The organism is Psychrobacillus insolitus, from assembly GCF_003254155.1.
Lineage (GTDB): Bacteria > Bacillota > Bacilli > Bacillales_A > Planococcaceae > Psychrobacillus > Psychrobacillus insolitus.
On record NZ_QKZI01000003.1, the window covers coordinates 180,779 to 197,800 of the forward strand.

The 17,022-nt window shown below is 35.0% G+C and carries 19 protein-coding genes; 9 read left to right on the forward strand and 10 right to left on the reverse strand.

Annotated elements, in window-relative coordinates; all coding sequences use genetic code 11:
- Positions 1-208 precede the first annotated feature (208 nt).
- Genes hemY through hemE form a run of 3 tightly spaced genes read right to left on the reverse strand, consistent with a single transcriptional unit; the run spans position 209 to position 3,655 of the window.
- On the reverse strand, positions 209-1,627 hold the full coding sequence (hemY, locus tag C7437_RS10205; protein ID WP_111439583.1) for a protoporphyrinogen oxidase: 1,419 nt from the start codon (positions 1,625-1,627) through the stop codon (positions 209-211).
- A 24-nt stretch (positions 1,628-1,651) separates the two neighbouring features.
- Entirely contained in the window at positions 1,652-2,584 is a 933-nt protein-coding gene (hemH, locus tag C7437_RS10210) for a ferrochelatase (RefSeq protein ID WP_111439584.1), read from the reverse strand.
- Between the two features lie 18 nt (positions 2,585-2,602).
- Positions 2,603-3,655 (reverse strand): uroporphyrinogen decarboxylase, encoded by a 1,053-nt coding sequence (hemE, locus tag C7437_RS10215; protein ID WP_111439585.1) that lies wholly within the window; start codon positions 3,653-3,655, stop codon positions 2,603-2,605.
- Between the two features lie 215 nt (positions 3,656-3,870).
- On the opposite strand from hemE, the gene C7437_RS10220 reads away from it, so the two are divergent.
- Positions 3,871-4,374, forward strand: a complete 504-nt coding sequence (locus C7437_RS10220; protein WP_111439586.1) for an antibiotic biosynthesis monooxygenase family protein — start codon at positions 3,871-3,873, stop codon at positions 4,372-4,374.
- Between the two features lie 19 nt (positions 4,375-4,393).
- Here the strand turns inward: C7437_RS10220 and C7437_RS10225 are convergent, their stop codons facing one another.
- On the reverse strand, positions 4,394-5,587 hold the full coding sequence (locus C7437_RS10225) for an ABC transporter permease (RefSeq protein WP_111439587.1): 1,194 nt from the start codon (positions 5,585-5,587) through the stop codon (positions 4,394-4,396).
- On the reverse strand, positions 5,571-6,320 hold the full coding sequence (locus tag C7437_RS10230; protein WP_111439588.1) for an ABC transporter ATP-binding protein: 750 nt from the start codon (positions 6,318-6,320) through the stop codon (positions 5,571-5,573). The genes C7437_RS10225 and C7437_RS10230 overlap by 17 nt, the downstream gene beginning before the upstream one ends.
- Before the next feature lie 119 nt (positions 6,321-6,439).
- Between C7437_RS10230 and C7437_RS10235 the strand changes: the two genes are divergently transcribed.
- The 6 genes from C7437_RS10235 to C7437_RS10260 all read left to right on the forward strand — a co-directional run bounded on the left by C7437_RS10235 (position 6,440) and on the right by C7437_RS10260 (position 9,697).
- Entirely contained in the window at positions 6,440-6,865 is a 426-nt protein-coding gene (locus tag C7437_RS10235) for an HIT family protein (protein ID WP_111439589.1), read from the forward strand.
- 116 nt (positions 6,866-6,981) lie between these two features.
- Positions 6,982-7,506: a tryptophan transporter gene (locus C7437_RS10240; protein ID WP_111439590.1), complete on the forward strand. Its 525-nt coding sequence runs from the start codon at positions 6,982-6,984 to the stop codon at positions 7,504-7,506.
- Positions 7,507-7,607: 101 nt separating this feature from the next.
- Complete coding sequence (locus C7437_RS10245) at positions 7,608-7,979, forward strand: YtxH domain-containing protein (protein WP_111439591.1); 372 nt, start codon at positions 7,608-7,610, stop codon at positions 7,977-7,979.
- Positions 7,980-8,245: 266 nt separating this feature from the next.
- Positions 8,246-8,782, forward strand: a complete 537-nt coding sequence (locus tag C7437_RS10250; RefSeq protein ID WP_111439592.1) for an HTH-type transcriptional regulator Hpr — start codon at positions 8,246-8,248, stop codon at positions 8,780-8,782.
- 138 nt (positions 8,783-8,920) lie between these two features.
- The gene (locus tag C7437_RS10255; protein WP_245909267.1) at positions 8,921-9,439 is read left to right on the forward strand and encodes a DUF3267 domain-containing protein; all 519 of its coding nucleotides are present in this window, start codon (positions 8,921-8,923) and stop codon (positions 9,437-9,439) included.
- Between the two features lie 72 nt (positions 9,440-9,511).
- Positions 9,512-9,697, forward strand: a complete 186-nt coding sequence (locus C7437_RS10260) for a hypothetical protein (protein ID WP_111439594.1) — start codon at positions 9,512-9,514, stop codon at positions 9,695-9,697.
- Between the two features lie 107 nt (positions 9,698-9,804).
- Here C7437_RS10260 and C7437_RS10265 read toward each other — a convergent pair whose 3' ends face one another.
- Complete coding sequence (locus C7437_RS10265; protein WP_111439595.1) at positions 9,805-9,903, reverse strand: YjcZ family sporulation protein; 99 nt, start codon at positions 9,901-9,903, stop codon at positions 9,805-9,807.
- 141 nt (positions 9,904-10,044) lie between these two features.
- On the opposite strand from C7437_RS10265, the gene C7437_RS10270 reads away from it, so the two are divergent.
- On the forward strand, positions 10,045-10,983 hold the full coding sequence (locus C7437_RS10270; RefSeq protein WP_111439596.1) for a peptidylprolyl isomerase: 939 nt from the start codon (positions 10,045-10,047) through the stop codon (positions 10,981-10,983).
- A gap of 52 nt (positions 10,984-11,035) precedes the next feature.
- On the opposite strand, the gene yhaM is transcribed toward C7437_RS10270, so the two are convergent.
- Genes yhaM through C7437_RS10285 form a run of 3 tightly spaced genes read right to left on the reverse strand, consistent with a single transcriptional unit; the run spans position 11,036 to position 15,900 of the window.
- Entirely contained in the window at positions 11,036-11,974 is a 939-nt protein-coding gene (gene yhaM / locus C7437_RS10275; protein ID WP_111439597.1) for a 3'-5' exoribonuclease YhaM, read from the reverse strand.
- Entirely contained in the window at positions 11,971-14,688 is a 2,718-nt protein-coding gene (locus C7437_RS10280) for an ATP-binding protein (protein WP_111439598.1), read from the reverse strand. The genes yhaM and C7437_RS10280 overlap by 4 nt, the downstream gene beginning before the upstream one ends.
- Positions 14,689-14,691: 3 nt before the next feature.
- Entirely contained in the window at positions 14,692-15,900 is a 1,209-nt protein-coding gene (locus C7437_RS10285) for a metallophosphoesterase family protein (RefSeq protein WP_111439599.1), read from the reverse strand.
- 114 nt (positions 15,901-16,014) lie between these two features.
- On the opposite strand from C7437_RS10285, the gene C7437_RS10290 reads away from it, so the two are divergent.
- Positions 16,015-16,200: a YhzD family protein gene (locus C7437_RS10290; protein WP_111439600.1), complete on the forward strand. Its 186-nt coding sequence runs from the start codon at positions 16,015-16,017 to the stop codon at positions 16,198-16,200.
- A gap of 407 nt (positions 16,201-16,607) precedes the next feature.
- Here C7437_RS10290 and C7437_RS10295 read toward each other — a convergent pair whose 3' ends face one another.
- Positions 16,608-16,958: a DUF6568 family protein gene (locus C7437_RS10295; protein WP_111439601.1), complete on the reverse strand. Its 351-nt coding sequence runs from the start codon at positions 16,956-16,958 to the stop codon at positions 16,608-16,610.
- Positions 16,959-17,022 lie beyond the last annotated feature (64 nt).

The following is a 17,022-nucleotide window of genomic DNA, read 5'->3' on the forward strand; positions in this document are numbered from 1 at the left end:
TCGGAACGAAAGTCAGCTAAGTGAATAGAAGAAACATAAGTTCAACTACATATAGAGAACAATACTGCAGCAAAAAATCAATTTTACTGACTTTCTGGACAGTCTCGCGATAAATAAATCAATTATAGCCTCCTAAAATTCTTATTCTTTAAAAATAAAAAAGCCCCAGAAGTCAACTGTAACTTGACTTCTAAGGCAAAAATTTGAGTTATGATAATTTCAAATTGGCAAGAACTGCATGCATTGCATTAACACCCTGATCTATACAATCTGGTAAACCTGCTCCTTCATAAGCAGAGCCAGCAATTTTTATCATTGGAAACTGTTCTTGTAATTCATTTTTAGCTTTTTCTACTCGTACTTTATGACCTACTACATATTGAGGTCTTGCCTCTTTATATCTAGTAACTACAGTAAATAATGGATTGCCTTCAATTTTAGAAACTTTACGTAAGTCCGTTAAGACAATTTGTTCAATCTCACTATCGGACAGTTCTACAACTGCTTCATCGCCAGAACGTCCAACAAAACTGCGAAGCAACACTTTATCTTCGGGAGTTGTAGTTGGCCATTTTTTATTCACCCATGTGCATGCCGTAATGGAATAATCCCCGTTTCGAGAAACAAGGAATCCAGTTCCTTCTTTTTCCTGCGTTACGCAAGCTTTAGGAAACGCCATTGCAACCGTAGCAACAGAAGCTAAAGGAATATCTTTTAAGCTCTGTAGTATTCCATGTTTTTCAAATAATTGACGTGAAATATGATGTGGGGTAGCTAAAATAACACCGTCACAATCTAAAGTCTTTCCATTGCTTAAAGACAGGATTGCTTTATCTTCTACCCGTTCAATATTTTCTACTTTTACGCCTTTCATCACATTACATACATCTAAGTTTTCCTCAATAGCTTCTACCAATGACTCTAATCCATTACGAAACGTCAGAAAAATCCCTTCACGCTTCGCGGATGCAGATTGTGGAGTAGTTGTTTTTGGTTTCGTCTTTTTCATACCTAGCATCAAGCTGCGATGTTCTCGTTCCACTTCATAAAACTGGGGATATGTTGCATGTAGGCTCAGGCGGTCAATATCACCAGAAAAAATTCCAGAAAGTAGTGGCTCTACTAAATTTTCTACGACTTCTTTTCCAAAACGTCTACGAAAAAATTGCCCTAATGATTGGTCTTCTTTAATACCCGAACGACCAATCACAAAGTCTCCAGCTGCACGAATTTTTCCACTCCAAGAAAATAATTCTGTTTTGATGAAAGGAGCAATTTCTGTCGGAATACCCATAATGGATCCACCAGGAATCGGATGCAATTGTTCGTTTACTAACACATAGGATTGACCTGTTGCATTTCGAACCATTTGGTCTTCCAACCCAACCTCTTTCGCGAGTTTAGCCATACTTACCTTTCTAGATAAAAAGGAGTCTGGTCCTCTTTCAATAACAAAGCCATCCCGGCGAACTGTTTGAATTTGTCCTCCCAGTCGAAGGGAAGATTCGATTAAATAGAGCTCAATTGGAAGGCCTTTTTCTTTAATTTCTTTTTGCATATAATAAGCAGCAGCAAGGCCAGTTATCCCTGCACCAACAACAACTACCTTCTTTTTTTGTACTTCCATCAAAATCATCTCTTCCTTATAAGTTTAAGCACGAAGATGTTTTAATACCACATCAGCCATTGCATCAATGAATTGAGGTTGATCATTTGGCATAGCTGGACGCACGTAAGTTGCACCAATTTCGTCACAAACTACTTTACATTCATAGTCGTTATCATATAAAACTTCTAAATGTTCTGCTACGAAACCAACTGGTGTATAGACGAATGTTGTATATCCTTTTTGTTCTGCTAGTTCACGTGTTAAATCTTGCACGTCTGGTCCAATCCAAGGTTCTGGAGTTTGTCCAGCACTTTGCCAACCGATAGCATAGTTTTCAACACCGGCAGCTTGCGCGATTAAATCAGCCGTTTCTTGTAATTGATCCGGATATGGATCTCCCAATTCTTTAATCTTTTCAGGAAGTGAATGTGCGGAAACGATTAAACATGCTTTTGCACGCTGCTCTTCTGTCATTGCAGCAAATGCCGCGCTTATTTTGTCATTCCAATATTGAATGAATTTCGGCTCATCGTACCAGCTTTCAATAGATGTAATTGTTAGATTACCTAGCTTTTCAGCTTCTTCTTTAATACGTCCATTGTAGGATTTAATAGAGAACGTAGAGAAATGAGGAGCTAATACCATTGAAACCGCTTCAGTTATACCGTCTTTATGCATCTCTGCAACTGCATCTTCTAAAAATGGCTCAATATGTTTTAAACCAATATATAATTTGAAATCGATTTCATCTTGTACTTCATTTAGACGGTCACAAAGACCTTGTGCTTGATTTTCTGTAATTTTAGCAAGTGGAGAAATTCCACCGATTGCTTGGTAGCGACCTGTAAGATCTGCTAGTTGCTCTTCACTTGGTTTACGACCACGTCTGATATGCGTGTAATAGCGTTCAATATCGGCTTCCTTATTCGGAGTTCCGTATGCCATTACTAATAATCCCATTGTTTTTTTCATCATAGTTCACCTCATGAAAGTTTAGTTTGATTTTGCCGCAATCAGTTCTTTACTGTATTCATGCACAAATGTTGTTAACCGTTTTAATTTATCTGGATCTACTTCTGGGAATACGCCATGTCCAAGGTTGAAAATATGTCCCGGTTGCGCTACTCCTTGTTCTACAATTACTTTTGCACGTTTTTCAATTTCAGGCCAGTCTGCAAGTAAATAAGAAGGATCTAAATTACCTTGTAATGTTTTAGTTAAACCTTTCGCACGCGCTTCCTCGATGGATAAACGCCAGTCAAGTCCTACTACATCTACAGGTAAATCATGCCATTCCATTGCAAGATGACTTGCACCTACTCCAAATGTGATGATTGGAACTCCTGTCTCACGAATTTCAGTGAAAATTCTAGTCATTATTGGTTTGATGAAGATACGATAATCTGCAACGTTTAAGGCACCTACCCAAGAGTCGAATACTTGAATCGCTTTTGCTCCTGCCTTTACTTGTGCTTTGATATAAACGATCGTCATATCTGCTAACTTATCCATTAATGCGAACCAAGCTTGTGGTTCTGACACCATGAAAGCTTTCGTTTTATTATAACTTTTCGAAGGACCGCCTTCAATCATATAACTAGCTAGTGTAAATGGTGCTCCTGCAAATCCAATTAGTGGCACACTTAACTGTTCCGTCGTTAATAATTTAATGGTTTCAAGTACGAATGGAACATCATCCTCCGGAGAGAATTCTCCTAAATTCGCTACATCTTGAACAGAACGGATTGGATTTGAAATTACTGGTCCTACACCAGATTTAATCTTTACATCTACGCCAATTCCTACTAGTGGTGTTACGATGTCTTTATATAAAATTGCTGCGTCTACGTTATAATTTTCTACAGGTAAGCGTGTTACATACGCACATAATTCTGGTTCTTGCGTTATTTGTTCTAATGAGTACTTTTCTTTAATTTTTCTATATTCAGGTTGTGATCTTCCCGCTTGTCTCATGTACCAAACTGGAGTGTGATCTACTTTTTCTCCACGAGCTGCACGCAATAGCGTATCATTAAAAATTGTCATTCAATTTCCCTGCCTTTCTACTATTTAAAACATACTAACCTAACTTACTGATTATAATATACGTTACAACTATAGACTTCCTGTTTCCTATTGTATAGATATATAGTGAATTTGTCATAAATTTGTCCCGTTTCAACAGTCTTATTTGTATTTTTAGGTTTTCAAAAACGTATTAAAGGGAATAATAATAGCAAAACGAATGTGGAGGTGCACATATGTACATATACATGACTTCAGGAACACCTGAATATATGAAGAGAATAAAATCTAAATATCCCAACGAGCAAATGTATTTACTTCACGGAATAGGTAATTCCCTGTTATTCCATGAAACATTAGGAAAAACTGCTTTCCAAGTACCACGGAAATTCGAGGTGCTAGAAACCTATGGGACATTCGCAGAGAAAGGATATTTTGTCTTACAACATATCCCTATTTCAGATGAAGGTAGCCCACTATTTGAAAGTAAATATACAAATTTATCGACTACTGTTGAAAAAGAACCAGGTTGTATTGCTCTACGTGTGCTAAAACCAATAAAATCAGATACCTATATCATTTTAACAGAATGGTCAGGTCCAAACAGCTTTGAAGTTTGGGAAAAGTCAGTTGCATTCGATTTCACCAAAATTGCGGACTATCAAAAAATATTCAATAGTGCCCCTTATGTCACTAAATATAAAACACAAGAAGAAGAAGAGGAAGCCGATGACTATTAGGCTCCCTCTTCTTTTCTTACTACTTACTTATACGTAGTGTCAATTCAGATACTACTAAAACGATTACAGGTACAAGCAGCATAAGCAGTGTAAATTGACCTTGAATAATAATCCCGATTAATACAAAAACAACTTGTACAAATTGGAACATCCTAAGTAATTTCTCCACGGCTAGCAATCTTGCATTTGAATCTATAGGAAACAATAAATCCATTCGAAACTCAAAACCTGATAATAGTGCATGCTTTAACTGTATAACCGTTGCAAACGCTAGTGCTCCTGTAAAGATAATTGCAACGATTGGCATCGGGATAAAAATAGCTCCAAGCATCGCTAATGCAGTTAAACGAACCCATAAATAAAAATAATCATCTGTCCGTATAAATGTGCGCAAAACTAAATACAATTGCGCATTTTGTTGTTTATAAGGAACAAATTTGTAAACAAAATTTAATAACTTTCTGCGCTTCGTCATTCCCCTAATATGTGGAACATCCGTAAAGTAATTAGCAAATCGGTAAAATCGCATCATACGAGATTGTTCTACATTAATAAAATGATCAAAAGGAAAAGCTACTTCTTTCATTTTCTTTTTCCAAACAACTAAATACATTACACAAATAAATGCGATTGCAATAGCTAGAACATAACTTCCTGTTAATAGAAAAAATAATCCTATAAACAATAAAACAAATCTTACGAATCGGTCCACCCAAACAAACTTACCACTCTCTGCAAAACGGTAGCTATATTCCACTTGCATACTCCAATATTTTAGGACAAGTATTAATAGGAAGAGAAATAAAATCTCATTCTTAATCAGGCCACTTAACTTCGTTAACATAGGAATAGAAACTACGAAAACAAGAGCCGAAACAAATACAGTTGAAAAATACGTCCATTTAAGTGCGGGCTTGAAATATTCATCTAACTTCGTTTCTAATGGAAGAAAATAAACACTATCTGCATTTTTCATCAATGTCACGGGTGTACTAATGGTTATCGTCAAACTTAATAGGAAGGCAACAAGTAAAAAGACTGGAAAGTCCAGTGGTGCAGTCTTCAACCATTCACTATATGAATATCCCGCAGCCCCTATAACAAATACGAAGACAATCGCAATGTGACCAGACACAATATATTTCATATATTTTTGCAATTCATTTATATAATAGACAAATCGTTTACTCCAAACTTCACGCAAATTGTTCATTTTGTTGTTCCTTCGTCATTTCAATATATAAATCATCTAGTGTTGCATTTGGCATTTGGAAAGCTGCTCTAAGGTCTTCCATCGTTCCTTGCGCACGAATTTTCCCGTTATGCAGTAGTAAGATTCGATCACAATATTTTTCTGCAGTAGCTAATATATGAGTCGACATAAGAACAGAAGCCCCTTCTTCTTTTCTAGCCTGCATTTGATTGAGTAAGGATTGTATTCCGAGTGGATCTAGGCCAACGAAAGGTTCATCTATTATATATAAAGAAGGACTTACTAAAAAGGCACACATAATCATTATCTTTTGACGCATTCCTTTAGAAAAATGTGTCGGAAACCAGTTTAATCGTTTCTCCATACGAAACTCTTTCAATAATGATTCCAATCTTACTTTGAATATCGATTCTTCTAAGTTATAAGCCATTGCAGTTAGTTGCATATGCTCTAATAAAGTCAATTCATCATACAGTACTGGTGTTTCGGGAATATAGGAAAAAGATGAACGATATAATGCAGGATCCTCTTTTAACGTCTTTCCATTTAGCAGAATTTCCCCTTTTGTTGCATTCATTGTTCCAATGACATGTTTGATCGTCGTACTCTTCCCTGCCCCGTTCAATCCAATTATCCCAACAAGCTCGCCTTTTCCAATAGAAAAGGATAAGTCATGTAGTACAGGTTTTCTCGTATACCCACCAGTCACGTTATTTACTTCTAATACAGTCATTTCTGCACCTCACTTCTATTTTAATATTTTACCAAAACTACTAGAAAAAATCTTCTTTCAATACAATGTTGTATTAATATATGATAAACTTCACTTAACAATGAATAGGAGGTTTTTGGATGAGCGATTGTGTTTTTTGTAAGATAATTGACGGTTCTATTCCAAGTGCAAAAATTTATGAGGATGAGCATGTATACGCATTCATGGATATTATGCCTGTGACAAAAGGACATACTCTTATCATTCCAAAGAATCATAAAGAAAATGTCTATGAGTTATCGGAAGAAGAAGCAAGTAATCTTTTTAAAGTGGTTCCCAAAATTGCAAATGCTTTACAAGAATCTTTTGGTTCAGTAGGCATGAATCTACTCAATAATAATGGTACTCCTGCAGGACAAACTGTATTCCATTTCCATTTACATTTTATTCCGCGCTATGATCAAACAGATGGCTTCCATCCGACATTTAATACAAAAGAAAAAACATTTACTCCGGAAGTTATTCAAGATCTAGCAAAAGAACTATTTGAAAAACTAAAGAACTAGTATTGCATTTTTAGTGATTTCGATTTACAATCATAAATAAGTTTCTGCTAACGATCATGAGGATACGTTAGAGGGATTAACAAAAAGAACATAGATAAGCTGAGGAGAGATGAGAAGTGAATACGAAAAATTTAGTATTAATGTCCTTATTATTAGCAGTCGGTGCAGTATTGTATATTATTATCCCTGGATTTAACGGTGGTATGAAACCAGATTTCATGTTAACAATGATGTTTATTGGAATTCTTTTATTCCCTGATGTAAAAAGTGTATTTTTACTTGGAATAACTACAGGAGTGATTTCTGGATTGTTCTCAACATTCCCTGGAGGATTTGTTCCAAATGTACTCGACAAATCGATTACAGCATTCATTTTCTTCGGATTAGTACTTCTACTGAATAAACACGCTAATAAATTATCCGTCGCAGTTTTACTTACATGTGTCGGCACAGTCGTATCTGGAACTATATTTTTATCAACAGCTATTTTTGTTTTTGGAGCAGGAATGGTATTTAAAGAACTATTTGTTTTAGTAGTTCTTCCTGCAATTGTTATTAATGCAATAGCATTTTTCGTGATTTATCCGATTATCGGGAAAATTATTAAGAGATCTAAATTCAGTACAGCTATCACTGCTTAAAATTACTTGCTTTCCTTTTAAAAGGAAAGCTTTTTTTGTATATAAAAATATGTTTTAATAAGGTATAAATAAGGAAGAATATAGTATAAGGAGTGATTTATGTGAAAGTAACTCAATTTTTAATAGGAATAGCAGCTGGAGCAGTAGTTGGAGCTTCTACAGTTCTTCTTTCTACACCAAAATCTGGTAGTGAGGTACGATCTACTATAAAGAGTACTTCCACTGATTTTAAAGAAAAACTCTCAGATGCCAGACTAAAATTACAAGATGTAAAAATATCCATTGAAAATCTAACAAAAGATTCAAAAGAAGTATTCCCCGAAACGGCGGAATCTTTAAAAGAAAGTATTATGCAATGGAAAAGTGAAACTGCACCAATTCAACAACAACTTCAAGATGAAATAACTTCAATTCAATTAGCAATGGAAGAATTAGAGAAAATATTGCCTAAACCTAAAGAAATAAATAAGTAGAAAATCGTTTTTTTCACATAGACGTTGTTGGTCCGCTTTGGACAAAACTTATTGTAATAGAATAAACGAGAATTCGAGGAGGAGCTACGCGACTGTGTCACGTAGCTCCTCTAATGTTTTTAATCATCCTATTACTATTGTTTGTTCGGCGCTCCCCTAAAACATTTTATTAGAAGAAAAATAATATTTTTGTATATTTTCTTCCAACTTACATACTTTGTTGCTATAATATTCGAAAGAATAAAAAATAGAAAGTAGGTATTATTGTGAATGAAGAATTTTATACATTAAAAGAAGCAATGCTCTACAGTCAGCGCATCGGTCAGCTATCAAAAGCACTCTGGAAAGCAGTTGAAAAAGACTGGCAAAATTGGATAAAACCTTATGACTTGAATATTAATGAACACCATATTTTATGGATTTCTTACCACTTAGAAGGTGCAACAATTTCAGACATCGCCAAATTCGGTGTTATGCATGTTTCAACTGCATTTAACTTTTCTAAAAAGTTAGAAGAACGAGGCTTACTTTCTTTCTCTAAAAGAGACACAGATAAACGGAATACCTATGTAAACGTAACGCCTGAAGGGAAAGAATTACTAGAAAGAATGTACGAAAACTATCACGATACAACACACTCTGTAATCGAAGGTTCTATCCCGATCAAAGAGATTTATGGTAAATTCCCAGATTTCATGGAAGTCACTGCAGTTATTCGTAACATTTACGGAGACGATTTCATGGATATTTTTGAAAAATCCCTACAAAATATAGATAATTCGACCAAACCAAAAAGTAAATAATCAAGCATGTAAGCGTTACAAAATACTTAACATTTAATGTATTGCTTTTTTCATTTAAACATCGTATTGTATGTATCTGTAGTAATTCATTCTATTATTAGGAGATGCATCAAAATGCACTGCTGGAAAACCATAAACGTGAAAAAACAATACGGTTTTGATCGATTATTTCTATTATCTTCCCTAATTGTTATGATTGTTTTTTCTTTTGCTTATGTTTTATTAGGAATATTTAATGATTCCGCTAAATCTGACGAATATTTTTTACTCTTTGTACTTTCTTTTTTATGCGTTTATCCACTGCATAAATTTTTTCATTATCTAGCGATTTTTGGACATACAAATAAGCTGAAATTTATTATGTACAAGCAGTTTGGATTTTTACCAATATTTTCATTGCGTATTTCGGAGCCTATCAAAAAAAATAGATTTGTCTTTGTTTTAATGTCACCATTTTTATTTATTAATCTTTCTCTTCTTTCGGCCGCTATTTTAGTGCCTGCTTTTTCACATTATTTTACTATTTTACTAGCGTATCATTGCGGTATGTGTTTAATAGATTTAATCTATGTAAAAAATTTAATGAAGTCACCAAAGACTGCCTTAATTGAAGAAACAGCTACTGGATTTGAAATATTAATAGCACCAATATCTTAGTTATAATATCTACCACTTGTAAATTCTATTCCTTCTTTGATATGCTTACTAGTATATGAAGGGAGTCTAGACATGATTATATTTACTTTGCTTCTATTCTCAGCATTTTATTTGATACAAATCAATCGAATGACATTTGCATTAGTAACATCTCGTGAAATTCCAGAAGAAAAACACCAGAAGATTTTTCGTACGATTAATATATTAATTACGCTACTTCTTGTGACATTCTATGTAGAATTAGTTTACGCAGTTTAAGAGAAAAAGTAGACCCTGATCATGTGAATGATTTAGGGTTTTTTCTTTATGTATCCTTATTTGAAAGAAAAACCAAGATCGTATAAACGATCTTGGCTTACTCTTCTCTAGTAAAGAAACGCAGCACCAACAATGATTAGTAGAATAAATAATACTACGATCAACGCGAAGCCTGAAGAACCTGAAGATTGATAAGAGTTACCCATATTTAACACCTCCCTTTCTCATTTATCCTATGCGGATTTTAAATTATTCGGTAGGCAAATGAACGGGAACCATTTTTGTTTTTATTTCGTTTATGTTATAGTTACTACTGCAATACAAAGAAGTTGGGAGAGAATTAATTCATGAAAAAAACAGTCTTATCATTAACATTAGCAGCATCCATACTTGCTTTAGGTGCTTGTAGCAACGATTCTGCTGACGGTGGCGAAGTAATTGCTACTTCAAAAGTTGGGGACATCACACAAAATGACTTATATGAAGAAATGAAGGGTTCTATTGGAGACCAAGCATTCCAACTATTAGTTATTGAAAAAGTACTTGAATCCAAATATGATGTAACTGATGAAGAAGTGGATACTCAATTAGCTGCTGACAAAAAACAACTTGGAGAAAATTTCGAATCATATATCGCGCAATCTGGATATACGGAAGAATCATACAAGAAATTTTTAAAACTTAACTTACTACAAGAAAAAGCATTAATTGAAGATGTGGAAGTTACAGAAGATGAAATTAAAGCAGAATATGAAAATATTAAAAATGAAATTAATGCACGTCACGTACTTGTAGCAGATGAAGCAACTGCTTTAAAAGTAAAAGCAGAACTTGAATCAGGTAAAGATTTTGCAGAAGTAGCAAAAGCATACTCTACTGAAGAAGCAGCACAAACAACTGGTGGAGAACTTGGTTGGTTTGGAAAAGGAAAAATGGTTGCGGCATTTGAAGATGTAGCATTTGGTCTTAAGAAAAATGTAATTAGTGAGCCAGTACAATCTGAATTTGGATATCACGTTATCGAAGTTACAGATACTCGTTCAATTGAAGAGTCATATAAAGATAAAAAAGACGAGCTAGAAAAACAATTGAAGCTTGCAAAAGCGGATCAAGCTGCTTTATTAACAAAAGTTGCGAAATTATTAAAAGATGCGAAGGTCAAAATTAAAGATGAAGATTTAAAAACAGCACTTGATGAATTCTTAAATTCAGCTGAAGCTCCTGCGGAAGAGACTCCGGTAGAAGAAGCCCCTGTAGAAGAGGCTCCTGCTGAAGAAGCAAAATAATTTATTCCAAAAAAAAGCGTAAAGGCTATGTTATATAGCCTTTACGCTTTTTTTATTCAAATGTTGGTTTATAGAATGAGCGGTTTTCTAATGCAAATAGACGCTCTGTAAATTCGCCAGGTTCTGTTTTATCTAATGCACGATTAAGCATATTCATCTTCGCATCAATATTATCAATATAATGTAAGATCTCTGCTTCGCGAAGCATTGGACGTTTTGGGCTACCCCATTCTTCTTTACCATGATGAGAAAGGACCATATGTTGAAGAAGCATGATTTCTTCCCCTTCTATTTCAAGTTCTTCTGCTGCTTTTGAAATTTCATTGACCATTATCGTAATGTGACCAAGTAAATTTCCTTCTACTGTGTACGTCGTTGCTACCGGACCTGTAAGTTCTGCTACTTTCCCGATATCATGCAAAATAATACCAGCATATAGAAGATCTTTATTCAACGTTGGGTAGAGCTCACATAATGATTTACCAAGTCGTAACATCGATACTACATGATCGATTAAACCTGACGCATAGTCATGATGATTTTTCATAGCTGCTGGGTACGTCATAAATGCAACCTGATGCTTTTTCAATAAATGGCGAGTAATGCGTTGTATTACCGGATTTTTCATCTCAAAGAAATATTGCATTAACTCTTCCATCAGCTCTTCTTTTGGTTTTTCAGAAGAAGGTACAAGATCTTGAATTTCTATAGGCTCATCTGTTTTCACTGGTCGAATGCTTTTCACACGAAGTTGAAATTTCCCACGATAATCTTGAATTTCTCCACCTACACGAACAATTTGGCCTGCAGCGAATAGTTTTTCATGCTCATCATTCGTATCCCAAAGTTTCGCTTCAATATCTCCACTTTTATCTTGTAAGACTAGTGACATAAATGGTTTACCTACTGTTGTTACGCCTTTTGAAGATTGCTTAATGAGTAAGAAATGATCTACTGGATCTCCTACTCGTAGTTGTGTAATCTTTGTCATTGCACAATCCCTCCCTTTTCGTTTAATAATGTCTCTACTTGTACAATATGCGCATCTTTCCAAACATATTGCATATTTTCATGGCATGTAAAGTAGAGTAATTGATGTTGTTCCTGTAGCTCCGTCATTAATTGTACCATTTGTTGTAGTCGGAAACGATCGAAATGTACAAATGGATCGTCCATAATGATAGGAAAAGGTGCCTTATTCTTTAAAGAAACGGCAAGTGCTAGTCTAAGTGAAATATAGGCTTGCTCTTTTGTCGCTTGACTTAACTCTGCAATCTTAAATCGCTGACCAGTTTTTTTTATTGCTTCAAAGTTGCCTTCTGGCGTCAATTCAAGCTTTTCATATGCTTTTCCTGTTAACGTGTGAAAATAACTTTGCGCACTTTCTAGAACTTCCGGTAATTTTTCTTCTTTTAACTGACTCATTATTTGTTTGATTGCTTCAACAACCGCTTTAAATGCAGCCCATTTTTTCACTAATTGTTGTAGTTCTGCTTTTTTCTGCTCCAAGTGTTGCAATTTTTCACTCTGCTCATCATCTTCTATGAGTTTAGTAGATCTATATGATAATGACGCTTTTTCTTCCACTAGCTTGTTTCGCTGTTCTTGCAGAGTTTTTAGGTTTTCATTACATTTGATTTCAAAATTTCCATCAAAATCTTCTAATCCTATTTTCTTCTTTCCTAATTGTAGTTCTATTTGTACTAATTCTTTTTCTAATGTTAACTTCTGTTCGTATATATGATACGCAGCGTAATAATCATTTTCTGATTCTACTTTTGCTTCATGAAAAAGTAGATCCATATTTTCACTGTATGCATTTAGAAGTAACTGATTTTCCTTTAGCCTTACATCTATTTCTTTTTTCTGCTTATCCATATTTGCCGATTCTTCTATTCTTTTCTTTTCGCTTAAATAGAACTCTCGCAATTGATGAAATAGCATACCTTCTACCAAAGAAATATTGCTTAACTCCTGCGCTTGTTTCTCTAACTTTTGCAATCTGCTTCTTACCTCATATAGATTAGTCTCCATATGTTCTAGCTGTATTTGTTGATCCTGAATTTTACGGAAACGATTAAACAACTCTGGTAACAAACTAGGAGAAAGCTGCTCGCTTATATGATAAGTCGTTAAAAATATTTGTACACCTTGCTCAATCCGACGTTTTTCCTGTTCTAAGGCATTAATCGCTTGTTCAAGCTGCTTTACTTGGTCTTGAAGGGTTTGATGTTCCTTCACTAGTAAACGCTCGTATGCTTTTATATCATTCGTTTTTTGCATTGTTTTTTGAATAAAATAAAAGCCAGCATACACTGGTCCACATATAATTATTGCTATTAGAGCAATGATCCAGTTAGATTGTAAGAAACTAAAAACGAATCCAAGTATTAGAATAAGACCTATGAATAGAAATCCAATCCCTTGTGCTTCGTTCTTTTTAGAAGAAGTTCGACTTGTCCGTTTTGCATCTGTCATACGTGCTTGCTGTTGCTGTAAATCTTCCGTCTTCATTTGCAATAAACGTGATTCTTGTTGTAATTCACTTTCTAGCTGTTCGTGCTTTTTCAGTAATGACACAAGCTTATCTTCTTGTTGGATGGACACATCTGCCTCGACAATATGCGTTAAACTTTTCTCCCAATCTACTCCGACTAAAGCTAATTGCTGCATTTGGCTTTGCAATGTATTGCTGTGTTCTTCTTCAATTTGTATTCGCTTCGCCCTTAGCTCATGCCACTCTGTTTCATATGCTAAAAAAGACCGTATTTCTTCAAGTTGTTGTACTGTTATTGTTTCATTGTTATTTATTAGGACTTTTAAATTTCCAATTAACTGCTCGTTTTCTATTTTGATGTTTATTTCTTTATCTTTTATCACTTCAAATCTACGAATACCATCAGGTGGGAATGTTTGATTCTTTACCGTTTCTAGCGCATGTATTAGTTCTACTTCCTTTACCTTTATCGGATGTAGCTGTTTCCATTGCATATACTGTTGTAATTGACTAGACAGTGCTTTCTCATCTTCACTAAAACGTTCTAATTCAATATCAATTTCCTTTAATCTTTGCATTGAAGGTTCGTATTTATCTGCTTCTTCTATTAATTTTTTCCATTCAACCTCTAACTCTCTTACTTCTTCTATTTTTTGATTGATCAACGGCTTTTTGCCAGTAGGTTTGAATAACTCTCCCATTTCTTTTACGAATTGTGCTTCTACACTGGATAAGGTATCCATACCTGTTGTGCCGGAGGAAAGTAGTGTTCTTGTTAGCTCGTCTTCTGTCATTTTTTCAAAACCTTGTAATTGTAACAATGAAAATGAAAAAATGGCTTCGAAATCTGCACGGCTATAAGAATGGAGCAGGGATGCTAATTCTTTTTCTCCAGCACGTGTTCCATCTTCGAAGTATAGAGTGACATCTCCACTTGCCTTACCTTTTACACGCTCAATTACTACACGAGCCCCATGATCATCCAAAATTTGAATCCTTCCACCATACTTGGCTCCACTTTTCGGTTCATATCTTAACACCTGTGCATTCCTTTGTGGAAACCCAAATAATATATGCAAAATGAATTGTTGGATTGTAGACTTTCCAGCTTCATTTTCCCCAAAGAAAACATTTATTCCATCTATTAAATTGATTTCAACATTTTCATGTTTTCCAAAACCATATATATGTAGCTTTTCAATCAGCACTCACTATTCCCCCTTTGTCGTTACAACTTCAGAGAGCATTTGCTCCACTTCTTTTATCGTTTCTTCTACATCATTCTGGTTCATCGCAGGTATAAATCTACTGCCTTGTGGATGCTGATATACATCTTTCAATACGCGCTTCCAATCTTGTATATCCCACTCATTGATTAACTCTAAAACCATTGTCGATTCTTTCAATTTTATTGTAGGAACTTCCATATGTAGCTCTTTAACGATGAGAAAAGGATTAGTAGTTTCTGTACTCTCTTGGATGATTGTTAGCCACTCTTCTTTAGAAGATGTATCAAAAATCTCTCTTGTTTCATCTGTCATATTTATCAAGGTAAGTTCTACTATTGCATTTCCGAATTCTTCCCTAAATTTATTTAGAGATTGATCGATACGTTGAATTAATTCATTGGCGTGAACTATTCCTTCACATGAAACTTCAAGTGTGTCATATATAAAAGCAGATGTAGGAATAAATGTAAAATCTACTTTATTTTTTGATAAAGTTACGTCATAAAAACCTTTCATACCTTTTTCGTTCCGATGCCTACTTTGCGTGTTACCCGGATAAACAATTGGAGGATCAGGGTGCAATGTTTGTCTCTTATGAATATGACCTAATGCCCAGTAATCATATCCTTTCTCCAGTAAATCGTTTTTTCGAAAAGGAGCATACACATCATGTTCGGTATTGCCTTCCACACTTCCATGAAGCATGCCTATATGAAATGCATCGTTATCTGCCATAGGATAGAATGAATGCATTGCTTCACGTATATGTCTTTCCTTGTAGCTAAAACCTGTTATATGCACTATTTCTCCGTTTAGCTTCAATGTTTTCGTTTCTACACTCTCTCCAAATACATATACATTTTCCGGAAGTTGAAAGCGAACCCAGTTTCCACTTAAGTGGTCATGGTTTCCATAGCAAATGTAAAGAGGTATTCCTTCTGCCTGTAATCTTTCCATCCCTTGTTGAAATAAATGCTGTGCACGTAAACTCCGATTTTCTCCATCATAGATATCCCCTACAATTAAAACGAAATCAGGCTTATGTTCAATTGCATATGCAATAATGTTTGAAAATGCATGAAATGTACTTTCACGTATATCTTTCCACCTGTTCTTAGGAATAGCTGAAATCCCTTTAAATGGACTGTCTAAATGTAAATCTGCTATATGTAGAAATCGAACGTCTGTCATTTATTTCACCCCATTCAAAAAACGAATATTTGTTCTTATTTTAACATATTTCAATAGGAAATTACTAACTTTTTATGTATACTATAGATAATAATAACAAAGGGGTGTTGACTGTTGAAATCGTATAAATTTACTGCATTTGAACCAACAGGGAAGGTCATTACAGAGGAAACTTGGACGTATGAAAATGACGACGAGGCGAAGGTAAAAGGGGAACTAGCAATAGAAGAAAAAGGCTTGACAGGAATAACTCACAGGCTAGTAAACAGCTCTGGAAAACTTGTATTATTTCATGTTTAATTAGAAAAGCGCAAGCGCCTATCTCTGCCCCGACAGGCAAATGGGGAATCGCGAGGAGGCAGCTCCTCAGCCACCGCAGTGATTACCCATTTGACCCCGAGGGGCAAGGCGCTGGAGCTAGACAGATTTTGCAGGATTTTTTTATACTTTCTTATCTTTTGAGAAAAGCATAAGCTCCCTTTTCTAAATGGACGTTGTCGGTTCGCTTTGGACGAAACCTTTTGTAGTAGAATAAACGAGAAAAAGAATGAGGAGGTGAAGAAAGTGACACAGTCACTTTCTTCACCTCCTCCTCTTTTTATTTAAGTGTAAGTCTTTCGTACTGTCCAGAGCGATCTAGAAAAAATCGTACAACCTGTTTTCGAAGTCGAGGAAATTCTTATACTTTCTTATCTTTCGGAATTGATTTATTTATTCATAAAAGCTTTGATTTCTTCTTCTGGCATGGATGAATCGCATTTCACGTTTACTGTGTCACCATTAGTGAAGATGAAACCAGGAACCGTTGGAATGTCGTATTCATTTCGGAAGGCCGTAATACCTTCCATATCAGATTCTTCCACACTATTGACATAATAGATATGAGTATCAGTTTCTTCAGCAACTTTTTTTAGTTTTTTAATGAATATTTGACAATAAGGACATACAGCCTTGCCGATATAGATAACGGCTTCGCCTTCCCCTTTTACCAATTCCTGTGCTTTTACGGAATCTATTTTATCAAAACTAGCTATATTTTCTTCATAAGTAGCAATCATTGTTCAACCTCCTTTTTCTAATGTCATTATTATATAACAATGTGTAAATGAGCGTTTTTTTAGT

Coding starts and splice junctions, on each gene's coding strand:
- hemY (WP_111439583.1), bottom strand. CDS start 1,627: ATGGAAGTACAAAAAAAGAAGGTAGTTGTTGTTGGTGCAGGGATAACT.
- hemH (WP_111439584.1), bottom strand. CDS start 2,584: ATGATGAAAAAAACAATGGGATTATTAGTAATGGCATACGGAACTCCG.
- hemE (WP_111439585.1), bottom strand. CDS start 3,655: ATGACAATTTTTAATGATACGCTATTGCGTGCAGCTCGTGGAGAAAAA.
- C7437_RS10220 (WP_111439586.1), top strand. CDS start 3,871: ATGTACATATACATGACTTCAGGAACACCTGAATATATGAAGAGAATA.
- C7437_RS10225 (WP_111439587.1), bottom strand. CDS start 5,587: ATGAACAATTTGCGTGAAGTTTGGAGTAAACGATTTGTCTATTATATA.
- C7437_RS10230 (WP_111439588.1), bottom strand. CDS start 6,320: ATGACTGTATTAGAAGTAAATAACGTGACTGGTGGGTATACGAGAAAA.
- C7437_RS10235 (WP_111439589.1), top strand. CDS start 6,440: ATGAGCGATTGTGTTTTTTGTAAGATAATTGACGGTTCTATTCCAAGT.
- C7437_RS10260 (WP_111439594.1), top strand. CDS start 9,512: ATGATTATATTTACTTTGCTTCTATTCTCAGCATTTTATTTGATACAA.
- C7437_RS10265 (WP_111439595.1), bottom strand. CDS start 9,903: ATGGGTAACTCTTATCAATCTTCAGGTTCTTCAGGCTTCGCGTTGATC.
- C7437_RS10270 (WP_111439596.1), top strand. CDS start 10,045: ATGAAAAAAACAGTCTTATCATTAACATTAGCAGCATCCATACTTGCT.
- yhaM (WP_111439597.1), bottom strand. CDS start 11,974: ATGACAAAGATTACACAACTACGAGTAGGAGATCCAGTAGATCATTTC.
- C7437_RS10285 (WP_111439599.1), bottom strand. CDS start 15,900: ATGACAGACGTTCGATTTCTACATATAGCAGATTTACATTTAGACAGT.
- C7437_RS10295 (WP_111439601.1), bottom strand. CDS start 16,958: ATGATTGCTACTTATGAAGAAAATATAGCTAGTTTTGATAAAATAGAT.